Here is a 19,210-nt window from a genome sequence, read left to right on the forward strand (position 1 = left end):
CTGGCGACGGACCGGCTTTGGCGATTACCTGCGAAGCGAGATCGCCAGGCTGGGCGGCGACCCCAGCGACCGCAAAGCGCTGCAAGATCTCGGTCAGAAGCGAGTCGAAGACGATTCCGTCAAGTTCTGCCGAGACGTCCTAAGCGCAGGCGGCTTTATACTTGGCGACAACGTTGTGGTCGATGGCATAAGACATGTTCAGATCTTGGAGATCCTAGCCAGACCGAAGAGAGCGATAGCGATCTCGCGATGCGATGCGTCCGCCATGGAGCCGTCGAGGGCACGTAGTACAGTGCGCAGTCGCCGCTGACGGGGTTCAGCGAGAAAGAATCTCGATGGCAGCGCCCCAGTCGACCACAGGCTGTTCAAGCTTTCGATCCCCTTCAGACGCTCCGTCACATCTGGCGGCGACCACAGGACTGCCGAATGCAATCGCACTGGCGTAAGGAGGCTTGATCCCGACACGGCGAGCTGAAAGCTCCTGCCATGCTCCTCGAACAGGACGTGCTGACGGCCATCCTCTGCGAGGAGGATCGTTCTCCCACACGCGAGCGTGGCAAGATCGAGGGACTCTGCCTCAAGTCCCGGCCCGGCGTGCTCCGCAAAGACGGGCAGAACATGCGGACATTGGCGGGGGCACCAGAAGACGCTCGCGTCACGCCCTGTCGAGCCTGCAAAACAGAAGCCCCCACTGCGAAAGATCGACGTCGCTCGGCGCTAGCCTGATGACGACGACACCGGATTCTGTTTCCAGCCATGCCGCACGGCTCAACCCTCGCGCCAGATCCTTCTGAAAGTCCGGATTGCGCCTGAGGAACTCCCAGGCCCAGCCGCGCCGCGTCAGGCGCTCGGTGTAGTCATAGGCGCCGCGGTCTTGCCAGTCAGGCCAGGCCGCGGCGACTTTCGTCACGCTCATGGCGCTGCCTTTCATAAGAACATGGGACGGCTCGTGCCGAGCTCAGGCAACCTTTGCGACCGGTGCCCAGAGTACCGGTCCCATGATCCCGCCGTTGCGCCGGATCGCTGCTAAACTGTCGGTGGAGACATCGAGATACCCGACGACAGCACGCGTGTTTCCAACAGTCCGTGGTTCTGAGATCCGATCGAGCGGCCATCCGGCGCGGCGCAGGATTCTCTCCATGCGCAGATCGGTGACGGTGACGATGCGGCGCAGATCGCGAGACAGGCCGAACTCGATCATGCCGGCGAACAGCTCATAGGTGCCGGCCGCAATGCCCGCGCGCTTCGGCGTGGAAGGCGGAAGATCGAGGGCGAAGCGGCTGCTTTCCCATGTCTGAGGGTCCTCCGGTGGTGCACGATCTCCAAGGAGCACCGAAAAGCAATCACGCAGCATCGTCGGGCCCGTCGTCGGCAGCAGGCGGACGCAACCATCGATCCGACCGGTGGACGCCCGCAACAGCAGGTAGTGCGGATTCAGCGCATCAAAGGCGTCGATCTCATAGCCGTCGCTGACCGAGACGTCCCACTTAAGGCGATCCCTGAACACGCGATGCCGCAGGCGGTGCATTTCCTTCAAGTCGTCGGCGAACTTTCCGTACCAGTCCGGCGCAATCAACTGCATCATAGTGGCCTCCCACAGGAATGACCCTGCGATTGGAGACGATGGTCGAAGCCGACGCATCCTGTGCATGTGCACAGGTGGACAACGGAGAGTTATCTGAAACCCGACGGCCTGGATCTCGCCAACCTGACGGCCGCCTGGATGATGGTCCGAACCTCCAACTTCTTCCTGGCGTTGTCGAGATGGAAACTTGCAGTGCGCGGACTGATTCCCAGGATGCGGCCGATATCCCACGCCGACTTCCCTTGTGCCGCCCACTGCAAGCACTGATGTTCTCTCCTGGACAGACGCACGCCGTCCACCACCCCGCCCTCGGCCAGTGTGCAGCGGGCATGAGAGTGGAAGAGGATCGCCATGAGCTGCAGCGCTCGTTCGTACCGATCGATAATGCGGAAAAGCAACGGTCGCCTTTCGTCGGAAGCGAAGGTCAATGCAGCGAAAAGGCCGCGGTGATCGTGAATCGGAATCGTGAAGCCACAGCGAATCCCGAAATGCGACGCTTCATCGAACAACATTCGTTGAGCATTCGACATCTGGAGGTCGCCGCAATCCGGTCCCCAGCGGAAAGTGTTCACACGGGAGCGCGCGTTGAGGACAACGGGATCGATGCCCTCGTATCGCTGGAGCAGATAGTGCGACGTCCAACTTTGAGGATAGGTGGAGATCAGGTTCGCTCCCCGGTTCGGCCGGGGCGAAGGAAAAAGGTAAGCGAAGGACGTCAGTTCGAGTGAAGCGGTAGCCACGACCAGAGCATCGCGCAGACCCTTCGCATCAACGCTCTCCGAAAGTTGCTCGACAAATGTTTGGAAGATGTCGTGCATGCCTGTTCACCGCAGGCGGCGAGGAATTCGATTCAATCCAGTCCTGCTGCCTCTCCCATGATACGGCGACGCACCGAACTGACCCCAGCAAGAGAACTGACAGAAGGCAGGGAATTCCGATCTCCTTTTAAGGCCAGATCGAATCTCCTGTCTTACAACGTCGATGCGAACCTAGGCGGCCCAAAGGTTGCGCCCCGCGGTGAGGCTCGCTGCGATTTCGGCAATATTTGCGGCATCTATCCCGTAGTGGCTGTACAGATCTCCAACATCACCGGTCTGGCCAAAGTGCTCCACGCCGAGACTGTGCGTAGGATGGCCGACAACCCCGCCGATCCACGACAGCGCCGCGGGGTGCCCATCAATCACCGTGACGAGGGCGCAGTGACGGGGCAGCTCACCCAGCAATCGATCGATGTGTCCGGTTGCGTTAACGTTGCCGCGGGCTCGCGCACGCTTTGCCGCCTGCCATCCGGCATTGAGCCTGTCCGCGGAAGTCACCGCGAGGACACCGACGTCACGGCGTATCTCGCCCAGCATGCCTGCCGCTGCGATCGCCTCTGTCGCGACGGCGCCCTGGTAGGCGATCACCACCTCGCAATTGGGGCCAGGTTCGCGGAGCCAGTAAGCACCGCCGATAACGTCACTTTCAAACGCGGTGTTCCGCGGCCTGTGCGGCTGCTCCAGCTGCCGTGTAGACAGTCGAAGGTAGACGGAACCTCCGCTTTCGTCGCGTAGCCACGTCCGCTCATCGTGATCGCCCTTGCCCTCCCGCTGAAGATAGTCGAGCGACCACTCCACGATCGCGGCGAGTTCATCGGCGAAGGCCGGCTCGAAACTCGCCAACCCGTCCTGACTCATGCCGATGAGGGGAGTTGCGATGGACTGATGGGCGCCACCTTCCGGTGCCAGCGACACACCGGAAGGCGTCCCGATGAGCAGGAAGCGCGCGTCCTGGTAGCAGGCGTAGTTGAGTGCATCGAGGCCTCGAGAGATGAACGGATCGTAGACGGTCCCGATGGGCAGCAGGCGTTCGCCGAAAAGGGAGTGGGCGAGTCCTGCGGCGCCGAGCAGCAGGAAAAAGTTCATCTCCGCAATGCCCAACTCGATGTGCTGCCCCTCGGGCGTAAAGCGCCATTTCTGCGCACTCGGCACACGCTCTTCCCGGAACGTATCGGAGATTTCCTCGCGACCGAACAACTGGCGGCGATTCACCCAAGGGCCAAGATTGGTCGATACGGTCACGTCGGGCGATGTCGTGAGAATGCGATCGGCCAATTGGCTGCCGCTCTTGGCGATGTCGTCGAGGATCCTTCCAAATGCCGCCTGTGTCGAGATCCGTTCACCGGCAGACGCCGGCGCGGGCATTCCGGTCCCGGAGATCGCGACGTAGGGAGCTGCAAAGCGCCGCGGGCCGGAGGCAAAAAAGGGCCGGCTCGTTAGGTACTCGACCAGCGTTCCGGCCTCGACCGACAATCCTTCGGCCTTCCCCCACTCATGCCCTGTGCGGATGTGCATGTCCGACCGCAGTTTCTCCACCTGCGCCTCGGTCATCAGGCCGGAATGGTTGTCCTTGTGGCCGGCAAGGGGCGTGCCCCACCCCTTGATTGTGTAGGCGATAAAAGCCGTGGGGCGGTCATGCTCGATGCCGTTGAAGGTATCGCTCAGCGTCTCCAGGCAATGCCCGCCGAGATTTTCCATCAGTTGGGCAAGTTCCTCGTCGCTGCGGCGCTCCAGCAACGCGCTCGCCGCGCCTTGATCGCCGATGTCCTCCATCAGCCGCTTGCGCCACGCTGCACCTCCCTGAAAGGCGAGCGCGGAATAGAGCTGGTTGGGGCAGGAATCGATCCAGCGCTTCAAAGCTTCGCCGCCCGCCTCTTCAAAGGAGGCGCGCTGCAGCGCGCCATATTTCAGGGTCACGACCTCCCACCCGAAGGCGCGAAACACTGTTTCGATGCGGTCGTAGAGGCCTTCCCGCACGATCCCGTCCAGGCTCTGCCGGTTGTAGTCGATAACCCACCATATGTTTCGGAGATCGTGCTTCCAGCTTTCCTGAAGACATTCGTAGACATTGCCTTCGTCAAGTTCGGCGTCCCCGACAAGGGCAACCATGCGGCCCTTGCGCCGGTCATCCCTCCAGCCCTTCGCATGGACATAGTCCTGAACCATGGAAGCAAACGCCGTAATGGCGACTCCGAGCCCTACGGAACCGGTGGAGAAGTCGACGTCGTCGGCATCCTTCGTCCGGCTCGGATAGGACTGCGCACCGCCATAGCCGCGGAAATTCTGCAGCTTCTCAAGCGTTTGATTGCCGGCAAGGTACTGCAGGGCATGGAAAACCGGAGAGGCGTGCGGCTTGACGGCTACACGGTCCTCGGGTTTCAGCACGTCGCAGTAAAGCGCGGTCATTATCGAAACCATCGAGGCACAGGAGGCCTGATGACCGCCGACCTTGACGCCGTCGACCTTCTCGCGCCGGTTTGCCTGATCGACCATCCAGCAGGACAACCACAAGACCTTCCGCTCGATCTCGCGCATCATCCTCATTGTGTCTGCCTGAAAAGAATTCATGACGTCACCCGGGCTTTCTGTTCCCTTCGATCGTGTCGTGCGCAGGATTCCGCAGGAGTTTCGTCAGCGCACCTGTGTCCTTGAGCACGGCCATATGCGCAATCGTGTCAAAAAACGTCGCAGCCACCGCTTCGCCGCCAATGGTCGCCAGGCAGTCCGCAAATTTCTCGAAGCGCTCTTCGGGCGACAACGGCTTTTCCTTCGATCCTCGGGCGTGGAGCCGCTGGTCCAGGAGCCTGTCGCCGGATTTCGTGAGGATGGTGGTCACAACCCGGTAATTTCCCGACGCGAACGGATTGCCCTGGGTGGCGTAGGACGTGAGCCGAACCTTGTCCGCCCGGCGCCGAGTGGCCGGGCGGGATACAGCTTCCGCGGTGAAATCGCCCAGAGTGAGCCCGCCGCTTTCGATAGTCGTTGCCGCGCAGTAAGACATAGAAAAGCGAGCCTCGTATTCATCGACGGGATAATCCGTGACCAGAGCGCTTGCCGCGACCGCCGGGATTTCTGTCGCAATTTCGGCCACATGCTCCGGCCCTAGCCCGTGTGATCGCATCAGATCGCGGATGGCATCGACCGTGCGATGTGTGGCGGCGCAGGACGGGTAGAGCTTCACGATCGGCCCATGCTCTTCGATCGACGGGAATGTGTAATCCGGCTGATAAGGTTCCGCGCCCTCGGCACCGCCGGTCATCAGCCCGGCAATACCGAAACGCCCGTCGAACGCATCGGGAGAGGCGGTGATGCCGGCTTTCGCCATGAGGGCCGACCGAACCGCCGCATGCGCGGCAAAGCCAGCATGCAAGGGTTTGGTCATGCTGCCGAACTGAGCGCGTGTGCCGCCGGCAACACTGCAGCAGATTCCGAATGCGTGGACCGTCTGTTCCGGACCGTTGCCGATCAACATCGAACACGCCACGGAAGTCCCGAGTGCAGCGATGGTGGAGGTAGAATGCCACCCGGTTGCGTAGTGAAACGGATTGAGCGCCGCACCGAGACAATTGATGGTCTCGAACCCGGCGACATAGGCATCCAGCAAGTCGCCGCCACTTCGTTCGGAACCTTCAGCAAGCGCCAGCAGAGCTGGGACCAGTACCGCGCTCGGATGGGTTATGCCAAGGATTTCGTGGTCGTCGAACTCCAGCACGTGCGCGGCGGTGGCGTTCACAAGAGCGGCACTTTCCGGAAGCACGCCAAAGCTTGGCCAGACGAGCCGGCCTGCCACTTGCGGGATTCCCAGGCTGCGGCAGGCTGCAGCCTCGACGGACTGGGTGGACCCTGCGAACATGCAGCCGATCGTATCGGCAAATGCACCTGCGGCAATCGTTCGCGCCTCGGGGGAGCGGGAAAATCGCTGTGCTCCAAGCTGTATGTGCATTGCTTCGGAGAAACCGTACCTCGCGCCCGTCATGGCAGCCACCCCCATACCCCGCGCGCTAGTGCAGGATCTGATCGAGGAAGCGGCGCGTACGCCCCGCCTCTGGTGCGCCGAAGAATTTCTGCGGCGGGGCCTCCTCGACGATTTCACCCTGGTCCATGAAGATGATCCTGTCGGCCACCTCACGGGCGAAGCCCATCTCGTGCGTCACACAGAGCATCGTCATGCCTTCGCAGGCGAGCGCGGTCATCACGTCCAGTACTTCCTTGATCATCTCGGGATCGAGGGCGGAGGTGGGCTCGTCGAAGAGCATGATCTTCGGCGACATGCAAAGCGCCCGGGCAATTGCCACGCGCTGCTGCTGGCCGCCCGAAAGCTGCGACGGGTACTTTTCGGCCTGCTCGGGGATGCGGACCTTCTCCAGGTTCCGCATGGCGATTTCCTTTGCCTCCGCCTTGCTCATTTTCTTCGCGCGGACCAGCGCGAGGGTGCAATTCTCGAGGACGGTCAAATGTGGAAACAGGTTGAACTGCTGGAACACCATGCCGATGTCGCGGCGCAGAGCGGGCAGGTTTTTCATGCCTGCCTTCAACTCCGTACCGTTGACGATCACCTCCCCTTCCTGATGCGCTTCCAGATGGTTGATGCAGCGGATCAGCGTTGACTTTCCCGAACCGGAAGGCCCGCAAATGACGATCCGTTCGCCGTTCCGCACCGTCAGGTTGACATCCTTGAGAACCTGGAAGTCGCCGAACCACTTCGACAGGTGGCGGATTTCCACCGCCGGCCGGCCGGTCGCCGGTCCCTTGTCCGTGGCAGGGTCGATTGCACGCAAGGCGTTCATATATCTTCTCCAAACAGAGGTTAGCGCCGCGTCGAAAGCATCAGCCGCTTCTCGAGACGCTGGACGAGCTGTGCAACGGTGAGCGCGAGGATGAGGAACAGGATGCCGGCCACCAGCATCGGCTCGGCGTAGCGGTAGGTCTCGGAAGCGACGTCGAAGGCGCTGCCCAGCATCTCCGGCACGGCGATGACGGCAAGGTACGGCGTGGCCTTCAGGATCGAGACGAAATAGCTGCCCATGGGTGCTGCGATGTTGCGCAGCATCTGCGGTGTGATGACGAAGACGATCGTGTCGAACGAGCTCAGGCCCAGCGACTGCGCCGCCTCGTACTGGCCCCGCGGTATGGCGTCGATGCCGGCCTTGAAGACCTCCGCCAGATAGCCCGAATAGTAGAAGCTCAGGCCGAAGATGCCGACGAACATCGCCGGCAGCAGGATGCCATAATAGGGCAGCACGAAGAACATGAAATAGAGCTGCACGAGCACCGGCGTGGAGCGGATGAAGTCGATGACGAAGCGCATCAGATAACGCATTGGCTTCGCCGAGCGCCGCAGGATCTCCCAGGTAAAGCCGAGGAGCGCCGCGCCAAATGAGGCGAGCACCGTGACCAGGATGGTATTGCCGAGCCCCTCGAGCACCTGGGGGATGATGCGGATTGCAAAGGAGAGGTCAAAACTCATTGATCTTCTGCCTGCTCTTGCCGAAGGCGAACTCTACCCGCCGGCCGAAGATCGTCACCGGATAGCAGACGATGAAGTAGGCGAGCAGAAGCCCCGAATAGACGCCGACGGGATTGTATTCGAGCTGGGCGATCTCCTTGGCTCGAAAGGTCATGTCGGTGAGCGTGATCAGGGAGACCAGCGCCGTGCCCTTGATGAGCTGGATCGCCTGATTGATGAAGGTCGGGATCATCGCCGTGATCGCCTGCGGCAGCTCGATGAAGCGCAGCACGTTGAAGCGGCTGAGCCCCAGCGCCAGCCCGGCTTCGGACTGCCCCCGGTCCAGCGCCTGGAGCGCTGCCCTGACCGACTGGCTGCCGTAGCCGCCGATATTGAGGCCGAGCACCATGGAGCCGACGGCGATCGCCGACAGGTAGATGCCGAAGGCAGGCAAGGAGTAGTAGAAGGCATAAAGCAGCACGATCACCGGGGAACTACGCCAGAACTCGATCACGGAGGTGACGAGCGCACGCAGTGGCCCCTTGGAGAAATGCTGGAAGATACCGAAGAGCAGCGCGAACGGGATCGCATAGAGAAGGCCCAGCGCCGTTACTAGCGCGGTGATGCGGAAGCCTTCGAATATTCCGGCAAGGATGGCGAGGGAGCTCACGGCTGTGTTCCGTCAGCGGTAGTTGTCGGGACAGAGCTCACGCGCCGTCAGCCCCTCCGGTGCGGCTTCGGCGGAGGTAAAGTCGTATTTCGCCATGATCGTATCCACTGTGCCGTCGGCTTTCCGCTCCCTCAGGCTCTCATTGTAGAGGTCGCGAAGCGCCGTGTCCTCGGGTCGGAACGCAATCGCGGCATAGTTTGCGGCTTCCCGGCCGTTCTCGACGAGGCCGGTGAAGGGGGTAGCGCGCTCGATGCCTTTGATGTTGGGGTCCTTGAGAACCGAGATCGCCGTTGCGGAGGAATAGGTCGCCGCGTCGATGCGGCCGGCGAGCAGCGCGGCGACGCCGGCCTCTACACTCTGGAATTGCTGCAACTGGGTTTCCGGCACGCCGGCCTTGAGTGCGTTTTCCGTGTTCGAGCTGCCCCGTCCGCCGCCAAGCCTGATCTGCGGATTGGCGGCGATGTCGGCGTAGCTGTGGATGTTCAGCGGATTGTCCGCCTTGACGAGCACGCCGTCGCCGATGGCGAGATCGGGATCGCTGAAGACGACCTGCTCGCATCGGACCGGCGTGATCGCCATACCGGAAGCGACGACGTCGATGCGCCGTGCAAGCAGGCTCGGTATCAGCGCGCCGAAATCCATCACCACGAACTCGACCTTGTCGATCCCGACCGGTCCGAGGACCGCCTCGATCATGTCGGGGTGGAAGCCGGCCACTTCGCCGGCCTCCGTCCTGAAGCCCCAGGGTGCGCGATTGTGGATTCCGATGGTGATGCGGCCTTCTTCAAGGACACGATCCTTGATCGGCTCTGCATGAGCCGTGTGCGCACCGATAGCGGCCGGCGTGCCCACAAGCATCAGGGCTGCCACGAAAATCTTCGACAGGGCAAACATGCTGGCTCCTTATTGCTGGAGGAAGTGAAGAAGGCGCTAGCCGTTCCCGCTGCAGATCTGCTCCTGGGTCAGATCGGGCGCGGTCTCCGATTCCGCAAAGCCGTATTTCTTCATGATATCGGCTACGGTCCCGTCCGCCTTCATCTCGGCCAGCCGCGCATTATAGGCATCCCGCAGATCCGTATCTTGCGGATGGAAGGCGATGGCCGAGTAGCCGGACTTCTCGCGCCCATTCTCCTGGATCACGCCGGTAAACGGCTCCGCGCGCTCGATGCCTGTGATCTTCGGATCCTGCAGCACCGAGATCGCCGTGGGAGCGGAGAAGGAGATCGCATCCACGCGGCCGCCAAGAAGCGCTGCAACAGTGGACTCGGTATCCTGCAGCATCATAGTGCGGTCTTCCGGCACGCGCGCCTCCGCAGCATTGGCGGCATTGGCGCTGCCGCGGGTAACGCCGAACCGCACCTCAGTGTTCGCGGCTATGTCCTCATAGCTGTGAATGTCGAACGGATTGCCCTCCTTCACGAGGACGGCATCCTTGAGGCTGAGGTCGGGATCGCTGAAGGCAACCGCCTCGCAGCGCACCGGCGTGATGTAGAGGCCGGAGGCGACCGCATCGAACCGGCGCGACGTAAGCCCCGGAATGAGCGCGCCGAAGTCGGAGATCACGAAATCGATCTCCGTGACGCCGATCGGCTCAAAAGCGGCACGCACGAGATCAGGGCTGAAGCCGGCGACCTCCCCATTCTCGCCACGGAATCCCCATGGCGCCCGATTGTGTATCCCGACGGTGATCTTCCCCTCGGATTTGATCCTCTCCAGTGTTGACTGGGCTGCGGTGGAGAATACGACCGCACCGAGTGCGAGTGCCGTCGCGGCACCCCCGATCACCGCCCGTCTTGTCATCTTGTTCATGGCAATCACTCATCCCTCTGAAGGTTGACAGGCAGGCATGACCATACTAGGTATACCTGGTCTGTCAATAGGGGCCGGATGCTGCAGCGAGGGAATGGATGATGATGGAAAGACCAGCGGCACGAATGATCAGCGGAGCTTCCTGATGGCCAGGAAAGCTTTACCTCTGAATGGCTCGTCCCTCCATGAAGGCGTGCGAGAGGAGATACGCAAGCGCATCGCCTCCGGGCTCTACAAGCCCGGTCAGGCGATCCCCTCCACCGCGCAGCTGGGCGAGGAATTCGACGTCAGCCCCATCACCGTGAAGCGGGCTTTGCGCGACCTCCAGTCCGCCGGTGCGCTGACCTCCGTGCCCGGCAAGGGGACCTTCGTGAAGGAGCAGCACCGCTTTCTGCGGGAGCTGGATGTCTGGGTTTCCTCGATGGAAAACGCACGTCGGCTTGGTTTCGAGCCGACGATGGAGCTGATCTCGATCACGAAAGAGAAAATCACCGACCCCACGTTGAGCGTCTTCAACCCGCCGGATGAGGCGCAGCTTTGCGTGCGCAAAATCATCTACGCGGACGGCACGCCGATCATGTACGACGCGGCCTATCTGTCGACCGATGTTCCCGACGCGATCGTTGACGAATTCGGCGAACGCTTCGTGATCGATGCGCTGCGGCGTCACAAGATCGAACTGATGGACATAAGAATAGTGATCGATGCAGCCCCGGCCTCTCCGGGAGCGCAGCAGGCGTTCTCGATCCCGAACGGATATCCGATGCTGCGCCGGCTTTACCTCATCAAAACCATAAGGCCGGGCATCCGCGTCATCGGCGTGGTCGAATCGCCCTTTGACCGGCTCGCCTGTTCAATCAATCTGCCCGCCAAGACGATCGCCCGGATGGAGAGGCCTTCATGAGCGCCCTGATGGTCGTTTCAGGGCCAATCTCAGGTCCGCTACCGCCCGCCCCGGAGGTTCCGGCAGATGAACTTGAGGCGCGGCTGAAGAACCTCCGCAAGGAGATGGAGCAAGACCGTCTCGACGCCATCGTCCTTTCGGACAGGAAAAACATCGAGTATTTCACGGACTTCCGCACGCTCTCCTGGGCCTACAAGGCGCGCCCGGTTTTCGCACTGATTACCGCTGCCGATCTCGTCGTCTTTGGCAGCATGGCGGAATCGAAGAATGTGCACCTGAGACCGCGCGCATTCACCGCGCAATACTATGACGGCTATCTGGCCGAAGCCGTGGCGGCACTTGCCGACATCATCCGGAAGGCCTTCAAGGGGATGGCGCCCAGAATTGCCGTCGACTACGGCCAGGACATGCTGGGCCGCGGCTCGCTGGAACTGGTCGACGCGCTGCGTGGCCTGTCCGCGAAGGGTAAGGTCGAAGCCGCCGGGAGGACGCTGTGGCGGGTCCGCCTCGTCAAGTCGCCCTTCGAGGTCGAGCTGAAACGCACCGCCTTCGCCATTGTGAACGATGCCTTCGACCGCACCATCGCGGAGGCGCGCATCGGCATGCCCGAATTCGAGCTCTGCCAGAGGATGCAGGCGCAGATCTTTCTGAACGGTGCGGAGAGCGCCGACCCGATCGCCATGCTGTTCAGCAAGGGCGACTTCGCCTACGGCCGCCCTCCGGGCACGCGCCGGCTGGAGCCCGGCCACTATGTCTGGACCGATTTCCGCGCCACCTATGGCGGCTATCCGGCGGACCGCAACCGCACCGCGCGAGCCGGCGAGCCCGAGGCGTGGGAGCAGGAGACCTATACATCGATGCGCGACATGACGGTTGCGCTTGCCCGCTCCGTGCGCCCGGGCATGACTTGCGCCGATGTCTACGCAAATTTCGAGAAGCTGTGGGCGGAACTCAAGCTGGGCGAAGTTTACGGCATGGTCTCGCGCATCGGCCATGGCGGCGGGTTGGACGTCACCGAACCGCCGTCGATCTCGCCAACGGATCAGGAGGTGATCTGCCCCGGTATGATCCTCCACTTGGAGCCGAAGCTCGAGCGCGATGGTGCGGTCTTCCAGTTCGAGGAGGTGATCCATGTGCGCGACGACGGCATCGAGTTCCTGAGCGCACTCTCGCCGGAAACGATCCCGGTCATCCGCTGAAAATTCCCCTCCTCAACCGGTCTTGAGATATGTCGACACCGACACGCATCTGGTCGCCCATCGAATTCGAGCGGAACGGAAAGCAGGCCGATTCCCTGCGGCTTCCCATCTCCAACGACCTTTCCGCCTACGGGTGGATACCGATCCCGATCGTCTCCATCAGGAATCGCGCAGGGCCAACGGCCGTGCTCATCGCCGGCAGCCACGGCGATGAATATGAGGGGCAGATCGCCCTTCTCGATCTCGCTCGTTCCATCGAGGCAAATGAAATCCAAGGCCGGATCATCATCCTCCCGGCGCTCAACTTCCCGGCCGTGAATGCCGGCCGCCGTGTGTCGCCGCTGGACGACGGCAATCTCAATCGTCTTTATCCCGGCAAGGCGCACGGCACGGCGACGGAGATGATCGCGCACTATGTCACGGAAGTGCTTTTGCCGATGGCCGATCTCGTGGTCGACCTTCATTCCGGCGGCCGCTCGCTCGACTATATGCCCTGCGCGCTGATCCGCCCCTCGGCCGATCGGGAACGGCATAAGCGGCTCTTGGAGCTGGTGAGGGTGTTTGGGGCTCCCATTAGCTATCTCACCGACGGCACAGGTGGCGGAGGAGGAACCACCCTGCCGGCCGCGGCCGAACGGCTGGGTGTGCCTGTGATCACCACCGAGCTGGGCGGCGGCGCCACGTTCAACCACGTGGGAAGGGATCTTGCCAGTTCCGGCATCATGCGGCTTCTGCACCATATCGGCATTTGGCCGGACGATAGGATGGAAGAAGCGCCCCCCACGCGCCTGATGGAAGTGCCGGGGCGGGAATATTTTCTTTACGCGGATGCGGATGGTCTGTTCGAGCCGGCCGTGGCTCCGGGCGAGGAGGTGACGCAAGGCCAGCATGCGGGGAATCTGCATCTGATCGAGCGCCCGACCGAGCCGCCCCTCCCCCTCGCCTTCCCGACTTCCGGGCTGATCGCCTGCCGCCGCTTTCCGACCCTCACCAGGCGTGGCGATTGCCTTTACGGACTGATGCGCGACATCGCCGATAATCGGGAGCAGACCTGAAATGAGCGCGGCCCAGCTCAACCCGCATGTCAGCGCGATGCGCTGCATCCGCTGCGACGCAAGGCACCCCGTGGCGGATTATTACGAGGGATGCCCCGACTGCCTGTCGACTGGCTTCCCCGCGAGTCTCGCGTTCGACTATCACCTTTCCGCAACATTCGATCCCCTCCGTCCGGAGCAGTGGCTTGCCTACCCGGGCCGGCCGTTCCTTGGCGAGGGACGGACACCGCTGATCGGGCTTACCCGTCTGGCGGAGGAGGTCGGTGTTCGCAGCCTGTCCGCCAAATATGAAGGCACCAATCCGACCGGATCCCACAAGGACCGGATGAGCGCGCTTCTGGTCCAGCGTGCGAGCGACGTGGGCGCCGTCACCGTCGCCGCCGCCTCCAGCGGCAATGCAGGGGTTTCGCTGGCTGCCTATGCCGCCCGTGCTGGCCTGAAATGCGTCGTCGTCACCACGCCGAAGATGAGCGCGAACTGGCGCCGCGCGGTCGAGATGCATGGAGCCGAGCTCCTCGCCACGGCGACTGCCGAAGAACGATGGCAACTCGTTGCCCGCAAGGCGCGGGCCGGCGAATGGTATCCCGCAACCAACTACCTGACACCTCCCGTTGGCAGCAATCCGTTCGGCGTCGACGGCTATCGCGCCATCGCATTCGAGCTTTTCGGCCAGTCCAGAGGCGATCGGCCGACCGACATTCTCGTGCCGACATCGCGGGGCGATGTTCTATGGGGTGTGGCACAGGGTTGGCACGACCTCCGGAAGGCCGGACTGATATCCGAACTTCCGAGGGTGCACGCGGTAGAGCCCTTTCCTCGCATCAAACGGGTGCTGAAGGGGGCCGATTTCCGCGATACCTTTCCCGGCGGTTCGGCCCTGGTTTCCCTCGGCGGCACAACCGTGGCCTTCCAGGCACTCGCAGCCTTGAAGCTGACCGGAGGCTCGGCGGTCGCCGTCGATGAGCAAGACGTCCTGCAAGACCAGAGCGCGCTCGCTCGGGCCGGCCTCTACTTGGAGCTCTCCAGCGCCTCCGCCCTGACGGGCCTGAGAACGCTGGCGCGGCAGGGGATCATATCGCCCGCAGCCCACGTGGTCCTTGTCGCCACCTCGCACGGTTACAAGGAAGAAGCGCGCTACGAACCCCTCCCCGTCACTTCCCTCAAATGAGGCCGCTTATGCCGTATATTGCCGAGACATTGGCCAGCTTCGCGGCCGAAACATCTAAACAGGACATTCCCGAGGCCGCATGGAGCGCCGCCGAGCGCTCCCTCCTTGACACGCTCGCCGCAATCATCGGCGGCGTGAACACGCAAAATGCCAGCGATGCTCGTCGGGCATCGCTGGAAGTGTTCGGCCCCGGCAGCTTCTCTTGCTGGTTCGGCAAGGCCGACAAGATGCACTTCCTTGGAGCGCTCTTCTCCAATTGCGCAGCGGCGAGCGCGCTGGACGTGGATGACGGACATCGCGGTGCCGCCGGCCACCCGGGGGCGGCCATCATTCCTGCCGTGCTGATGGAGGCGGAACACCGGCCAGTGAGTGGAGAGGATCTGCTCGCCGCCGTCATCATCGGCTATGACGTGGCATTGCGGATTGGAGAAGCGCGGCGCCTGCACGAGGAGATCAGCTTCGCCAGCGGCATCTGGACCTGCTACGGCGTGGCGGCTGCGTTGGGGCGGCTCCGAGGCCTGTCCGCGGGCCAGATCGCCCACGCCATGGCCATCGCTGGGGCAGAGGCGCCACAAAATCTCCCGCAGGGCGCTTGCCGGGCGAGCTCAGTGAAGGGCAGCAGCCCCTGGTCAACCGTGACTGCCACCGTCGCAGTTGCGCGCACCGCCGCCGGCGCTACGGGATCGATCGACCTGCTCGACAGGGGAGACGCTTACCAGGTCGCGGCCATTCCGAAGGGCTTGGCAGAGCGATGGCCGATCACCGAAGCCTATTTCAAGCCCTATGCGTCGTGCCGGTATACCCACCCCGTGATCGATGCCATCCTCCAGATCAAACGGGGGATGGGACCGGAACCAGCGTCCATCCAATCGCTGCATGTCGAGATTTTCCCCGAGGCCTCGAAGCTCCCCAACAGCGTCGCACCAACGTCGCTGGAGGACGCACAGTTTTCGCTGCCCTATTGCGCCGCCTTGGCGGCGGTAAGAGACGCGGCAGCGTTCCGCCCTCTCAAACCGGACAGCCTCCGAGACCAGCAAGTGCTCAAGCTGGCCGAGCAGATCAGCATTGATTACTCGAAGGAATTTGCCGGCGCGTTTCCGCAACGTACACCCGCACGCGTGACAATCGTTTCACGCGATAATCCGAGCAGCGTCTATGTTGATCCTCCCCTCGGTGATCCGCATAAACCATTGGGCGACGATGATCTGATCAGGAAACTGGTTGATTTCGGAAATGGCGTCGCCCCTGAGGAGCACCTGTTCCGGGTGGCAAGCAAATGCCTAACGCTAAAGGGTATGGGTCATCTGCCCTTCGACGCCAGATTGTTGCGCCTCTAGTCCATATGGGCGCGTCCCGCACAGCCGTGCAACGGACGAGAATTGGGAACCCTGGCTGTTCAGGACAGGTGCTGACGTAAGCTAAGGCGTTGCATAAGCGGCTCCGCGTCACTTTCATCTATGTCTACCTAGCCACCTGCAGCGGCATGGTTGTTGAGGCATCGCGGCTCGAGCGAATCGGGTATGGACCGCGGCCTCGCAATCATCGCAGATAATCTTCTGACCAGTACTCATGCCTGATGCTCCGCACACCAAGCTGCTCGCCCGTAAAGTCTCCGACTTCTGCCGCCTCCGTATCGATCCCGTGCTGCCACCGCAGGAAGGTAGGCGGATCAGAGAATTCCTTCTCGATCTAATTGCCGTGTCGCAGACGCCGCCTCGCAAGGTCCGCGGTTACAATTGGGACGAAATCGCCCTCCAATGCGGTCTCGACAGCGACGCCTTGCGGATCGCACGGAAAGCGATCGAGCCGGCGCTAGATGCGATCGTGCGGAACATGAAAAGCCCAGCCACCTACGCTTCTGCAAACATCCAAAGGGCTCAAGATTCAGAGCCGCGTCTGCTACGCAGCCGTTCTCCACGGCAGCCGGCGGAAAGGTCAGGCGCTGCTTCCCAAATTGGCGCTACAGATCGATTGGGGCGAAGGCCTGCGACAAGCCGGCAGAAGCCCGGCACCAAGCCTCGCATCGTCGAGGAGTTTCCCGAACCCATTTTTGAGGAATGGATTGATCCAACGACCTTTCAGGAGGCGCTGGCGCTGCACATGCGCCGCCACGGCGACAGCTATTGGCACCTTCACCGCGCCGTGGTTCGCGATGATGAAAAACTTGACCACTCGACTATCCGTCACTGGCTACAGGGATCGAAAGCGCCTCGCAGCATTGCGAGCATGGAGGTGCTCGGTCGCATCGAACGCCGCTATCGCCTCCCGGCGGGCTATTTCAAGGCGAAGCTCCCGCATCAGACGCGGTCTACCTCGGGTCACGTTCTCGATGACATCGGCCCGGCCGAGAGACGGAGGCTAGCGTGGCACCTGCCCGACGACTTCAATGCGCGCCCGTCCCGGGAGCAGGAGGAAATCCTTGAATGGGTGCAGCGCGTGATCATCAGGGGATCGACCGACTACAGGCGGTTCCAGGCAGCCGCGATGAAGCAGCGCTACGCCATCCGTTTTCCAGGTATCACATACGGTCAGTCCGACGCTGCGCATGACACCTATTGCAACAGATTTGAGGAGCGGGACGAAGACAACGCTTCGTTCATCGATCCCGACCTGCGATCCGGCGTCATAGACGCCCCACCTGTACTCGCCATGGAAATGGCCGAACTGATTCGCTTCAAGACCGCGACGCTCACTGCGTTCGGCCTGCAGCGGAACGGCGTCTGGGGCGAGGAGACGGCGTCGCAGAAGGTCGAGCATCTCGGCCTGATGTTTGGCGCGTTGGCCGCCCATCCGCGCGGTCCGGTACGTGGCTATGGCGTGCCGCCGCAGCACCTCACCTTCGGCCTCCTCGTATTCCCGTCGATCTGGGACTGGTATGTGCAATGGCGGGAAAGGCGCCGTGGGTTCTACACCGCGTGGGAAGTGGACATGCTGCGCATTTCGCTCGCCCTCACCCGCAAGGAGACAGGCTGGCTGCGCCAGCACCCTCACTTTTCCTTGCGCGTGCGACCGATCGACGGACTGGTTTCGCAGCGAGACATCGATCGCGCTTGTGCCGACTGGGACGATGCCTGCGACGTCTATTTCAAACATGCCTCTTCCCGCGTGAAGGAGATCCAGCGCGTCGCCCGCGTCCATCGCGACCCGTTCGAGCCGATCATGCCCGTATTGGAGGCCGACAGCCCCGTCGGCGAATATCGGAAGATCACTGAAGAGATCCTCCGGCTCATGCCGGACGAACGGCTCTATCGTCGCCCAACGGCGGAGGCCGTCCGATCGTTCCTGATGCTGCGGTTGGGGCTGCACCTTGGATTGCGGCAGAAGAACCTGCGTCAGCTGATGGTCTGTCAACGCGGGAGACTGCCGCGGTCCGAGCGCCAGCTCACTGACATTAAGCGCGGCGAGATCCGATGGAGTGAGCGTGACAGGGGCTGGGAGGTGCTGATCCCGTCGGTCGCCTTCAAGAACGCCAATTCATCCTATTTCGGGAGCAAGCCGTTTCGACTGATCCTGCCCGATCTCGGCGGCCTCTACGATCACATCGAGGAGTATATCGATCGGCATAGGCATGTGCTTCTCGGCGGAGCCGAGGATCCGGGCACGTTCTTCGTCAAAACGGTGAAGACGACAAGCAAGGACGCTTCCTATGACCAGAACACGTTCTATGAGGCCTGGCGCCTGACGATCCAGCGTTATGGGATCTACAACCCCTACACCGGACGCGGCGCCATTCCCGGCCTCCTCCCTCACGGCCCCCATAATGTCCGAGACGTTCTGGCGACGCACATCCTTAAGCAGACCGGCTCCTATGAGCAGGCGAGCTATGCCATCCAGGACACCCCCGATATGGTCGCGCACCACTACGGTCGTTTTCTGCCGCAGGACAAGGCGGCCCTTGCTGCCCGAATTTTGAACCAGGTCTGGGAAACGGCATAGCAGAGCCACCCAACCTGCCGCGAGCTCACAGTCCGCACAGGAATCGAACTAGATAGATGGGACAGCCCCGCGTGCATGAGAGGACGCGCGACGACAGCCGGAATATCCCATGCGCGGAGCTGGAGCGGCGCGTCTTCTCCGGCCTGACGGACGGATGATGTCGCGCCTGAGGTTGCGGTTGAGGCGATCCGCGCCTATGCGGACGAGACCACCGGCTGAAACGCGAACGCCGCTTGAACGGCCAACGGCAGCGTGTTGGAAAGGCTGCAAAATCGAACCCTCCCAGAGTTTGGATTACGAGAGCGTCGGTATCAGTGGTGTGCGGAGAAGATTTGGACCTGCGGCCTTCAGGCTATGAGCCATCACAATTCCCTGCCCTGATTTTATCAACGTTCGCAAAAATCAGACCGTGCTAGAGATAGCAGCCGCTCTCGTCCCCTTCCAGTCTGTTGACGCCAACGTAGTCCAAGCGGGAGAGACACTTGTCAAAATCGATCGGCTATCGGTCCGAAGCGGCCATCGGGTCACGTTGCTAGACTAGTGCGCATCCATAAACCGCTGTTTTTGCGAGTGTTCAAGGTCGTTTGGCGGCTCAATCCATGGTGTTTTTGCGGCACGTG

At 62.1% G+C, this 19,210-nt stretch carries 17 protein-coding genes; 6 read left to right on the top strand and 11 right to left on the bottom strand.

Annotation, left to right across the window (positions count from 1 at the left end; all coding sequences use genetic code 11):
• Positions 1-198: 198 nt before the first annotated feature.
• From GM910_RS27825 to ehuB (GM910_RS12820), 11 genes are all read right to left on the bottom strand, one after another.
• Complete coding sequence (locus tag GM910_RS27825) at positions 199-465, bottom strand: DNA -binding domain-containing protein (protein ID WP_425482679.1); 267 nt, start codon at positions 463-465, stop codon at positions 199-201.
• A gap of 190 nt (positions 466-655) precedes the next feature.
• Complete coding sequence (locus tag GM910_RS12775) at positions 656-916, bottom strand: transcriptional regulator domain-containing protein (protein ID WP_159587935.1); 261 nt, start codon at positions 914-916, stop codon at positions 656-658.
• A 42-nt stretch (positions 917-958) separates the two neighbouring features.
• The gene (locus GM910_RS12780; RefSeq protein WP_159587936.1) at positions 959-1,585 is read right to left on the bottom strand and encodes an acyl-homoserine-lactone synthase; all 627 of its coding nucleotides are present in this window, start codon (positions 1,583-1,585) and stop codon (positions 959-961) included.
• 89 nt (positions 1,586-1,674) lie between these two features.
• On the bottom strand, positions 1,675-2,403 hold the full coding sequence (locus GM910_RS12785; protein WP_159587937.1) for a helix-turn-helix transcriptional regulator: 729 nt from the start codon (positions 2,401-2,403) through the stop codon (positions 1,675-1,677).
• A 171-nt stretch (positions 2,404-2,574) separates the two neighbouring features.
• Complete coding sequence (locus GM910_RS12790; RefSeq protein ID WP_159587938.1) at positions 2,575-4,947, bottom strand: 1-deoxy-D-xylulose-5-phosphate synthase N-terminal domain-containing protein; 2,373 nt, start codon at positions 4,945-4,947, stop codon at positions 2,575-2,577.
• Positions 4,948-4,975: 28 nt separating this feature from the next.
• Positions 4,976-6,379, bottom strand: coding sequence for an MmgE/PrpD family protein (locus tag GM910_RS12795; RefSeq protein WP_159587939.1), 1,404 nt, complete (start codon positions 6,377-6,379; stop codon positions 4,976-4,978).
• Positions 6,380-6,404: 25 nt separating this feature from the next.
• Complete coding sequence (locus GM910_RS12800) at positions 6,405-7,190, bottom strand: amino acid ABC transporter ATP-binding protein (protein ID WP_159587940.1); 786 nt, start codon at positions 7,188-7,190, stop codon at positions 6,405-6,407.
• 20 nt (positions 7,191-7,210) lie between these two features.
• Positions 7,211-7,870: an ectoine/hydroxyectoine ABC transporter permease subunit EhuD gene (ehuD, locus tag GM910_RS12805; protein WP_159587941.1), complete on the bottom strand. Its 660-nt coding sequence runs from the start codon at positions 7,868-7,870 to the stop codon at positions 7,211-7,213.
• Positions 7,860-8,519, bottom strand: coding sequence for an amino acid ABC transporter permease (locus GM910_RS12810; RefSeq protein WP_159587942.1), 660 nt, complete (start codon positions 8,517-8,519; stop codon positions 7,860-7,862). The genes ehuD and GM910_RS12810 overlap by 11 nt, the downstream gene beginning before the upstream one ends.
• A gap of 12 nt (positions 8,520-8,531) precedes the next feature.
• Positions 8,532-9,413 (bottom strand): ectoine/hydroxyectoine ABC transporter substrate-binding protein EhuB, encoded by an 882-nt coding sequence (gene ehuB / locus GM910_RS12815; RefSeq protein WP_159587943.1) that lies wholly within the window; start codon positions 9,411-9,413, stop codon positions 8,532-8,534.
• A gap of 36 nt (positions 9,414-9,449) precedes the next feature.
• Positions 9,450-10,328 (bottom strand): ectoine/hydroxyectoine ABC transporter substrate-binding protein EhuB, encoded by an 879-nt coding sequence (gene ehuB, locus GM910_RS12820; protein WP_159587944.1) that lies wholly within the window; start codon positions 10,326-10,328, stop codon positions 9,450-9,452.
• Between the two features lie 94 nt (positions 10,329-10,422).
• Between ehuB (GM910_RS12820) and GM910_RS12825 the strand changes: the two genes are divergently transcribed.
• From GM910_RS12825 to GM910_RS12850, 6 genes are all read left to right on the top strand, one after another.
• Positions 10,423-11,232: a GntR family transcriptional regulator gene (locus tag GM910_RS12825; RefSeq protein ID WP_201285493.1), complete on the top strand. Its 810-nt coding sequence runs from the start codon at positions 10,423-10,425 to the stop codon at positions 11,230-11,232.
• Entirely contained in the window at positions 11,229-12,431 is a 1,203-nt protein-coding gene (locus GM910_RS12830) for a M24 family metallopeptidase (protein ID WP_246226074.1), read from the top strand. The genes GM910_RS12825 and GM910_RS12830 overlap by 4 nt, the downstream gene beginning before the upstream one ends.
• Positions 12,432-12,460: 29 nt before the next feature.
• Positions 12,461-13,486, top strand: coding sequence for a succinylglutamate desuccinylase/aspartoacylase family protein (locus GM910_RS12835; protein ID WP_159587945.1), 1,026 nt, complete (start codon positions 12,461-12,463; stop codon positions 13,484-13,486).
• Between the two features lies 1 nt (position 13,487).
• The gene (locus GM910_RS12840) at positions 13,488-14,654 is read left to right on the top strand and encodes a threonine synthase (protein WP_159587946.1); all 1,167 of its coding nucleotides are present in this window, start codon (positions 13,488-13,490) and stop codon (positions 14,652-14,654) included.
• 8 nt (positions 14,655-14,662) lie between these two features.
• Positions 14,663-15,991 (top strand): MmgE/PrpD family protein, encoded by a 1,329-nt coding sequence (locus tag GM910_RS12845; protein WP_159587947.1) that lies wholly within the window; start codon positions 14,663-14,665, stop codon positions 15,989-15,991.
• Between the two features lie 232 nt (positions 15,992-16,223).
• Entirely contained in the window at positions 16,224-18,590 is a 2,367-nt protein-coding gene (locus GM910_RS12850; protein ID WP_159587948.1) for a hypothetical protein, read from the top strand.
• Positions 18,591-19,210: the final 620 nt, after the last annotated feature.

This window comes from Chelativorans xinjiangensis (assembly GCF_009812055.1).
Lineage (GTDB): Bacteria > Pseudomonadota > Alphaproteobacteria > Rhizobiales > Rhizobiaceae > Chelativorans > Chelativorans xinjiangense.

Bases quoted from the DNA above. Each gene is read 5' to 3' on its own strand.
- GM910_RS12790 (WP_159587938.1), bottom strand. From the start codon at position 4,947: ATGAGGATGATGCGCGAGATCGAGCGGAAGGTCTTGTGGTTGTCCTGC.
- GM910_RS12775 (WP_159587935.1), bottom strand. From the start codon at position 916: ATGAGCGTGACGAAAGTCGCCGCGGCCTGGCCTGACTGGCAAGACCGC.
- GM910_RS12835 (WP_159587945.1), top strand. From the start codon at position 12,461: ATGTCGACACCGACACGCATCTGGTCGCCCATCGAATTCGAGCGGAAC.
- GM910_RS12825 (WP_201285493.1), top strand. From the start codon at position 10,423: ATGGATGATGATGGAAAGACCAGCGGCACGAATGATCAGCGGAGCTTC.
- GM910_RS12840 (WP_159587946.1), top strand. From the start codon at position 13,488: ATGAGCGCGGCCCAGCTCAACCCGCATGTCAGCGCGATGCGCTGCATC.
- GM910_RS12800 (WP_159587940.1), bottom strand. From the start codon at position 7,190: ATGAACGCCTTGCGTGCAATCGACCCTGCCACGGACAAGGGACCGGCG.
- GM910_RS12785 (WP_159587937.1), bottom strand. From the start codon at position 2,403: ATGCACGACATCTTCCAAACATTTGTCGAGCAACTTTCGGAGAGCGTT.
- GM910_RS12795 (WP_159587939.1), bottom strand. From the start codon at position 6,379: ATGACGGGCGCGAGGTACGGTTTCTCCGAAGCAATGCACATACAGCTT.
- GM910_RS12780 (WP_159587936.1), bottom strand. From the start codon at position 1,585: ATGATGCAGTTGATTGCGCCGGACTGGTACGGAAAGTTCGCCGACGAC.
- GM910_RS12845 (WP_159587947.1), top strand. From the start codon at position 14,663: ATGCCGTATATTGCCGAGACATTGGCCAGCTTCGCGGCCGAAACATCT.
- ehuB (WP_159587943.1), bottom strand. From the start codon at position 9,413: ATGTTTGCCCTGTCGAAGATTTTCGTGGCAGCCCTGATGCTTGTGGGC.
- GM910_RS12830 (WP_246226074.1), top strand. From the start codon at position 11,229: ATGAGCGCCCTGATGGTCGTTTCAGGGCCAATCTCAGGTCCGCTACCG.
- GM910_RS12850 (WP_159587948.1), top strand. From the start codon at position 16,224: ATGCCTGATGCTCCGCACACCAAGCTGCTCGCCCGTAAAGTCTCCGAC.
- ehuB (WP_159587944.1), bottom strand. From the start codon at position 10,328: ATGAACAAGATGACAAGACGGGCGGTGATCGGGGGTGCCGCGACGGCA.
- ehuD (WP_159587941.1), bottom strand. From the start codon at position 7,870: ATGAGTTTTGACCTCTCCTTTGCAATCCGCATCATCCCCCAGGTGCTC.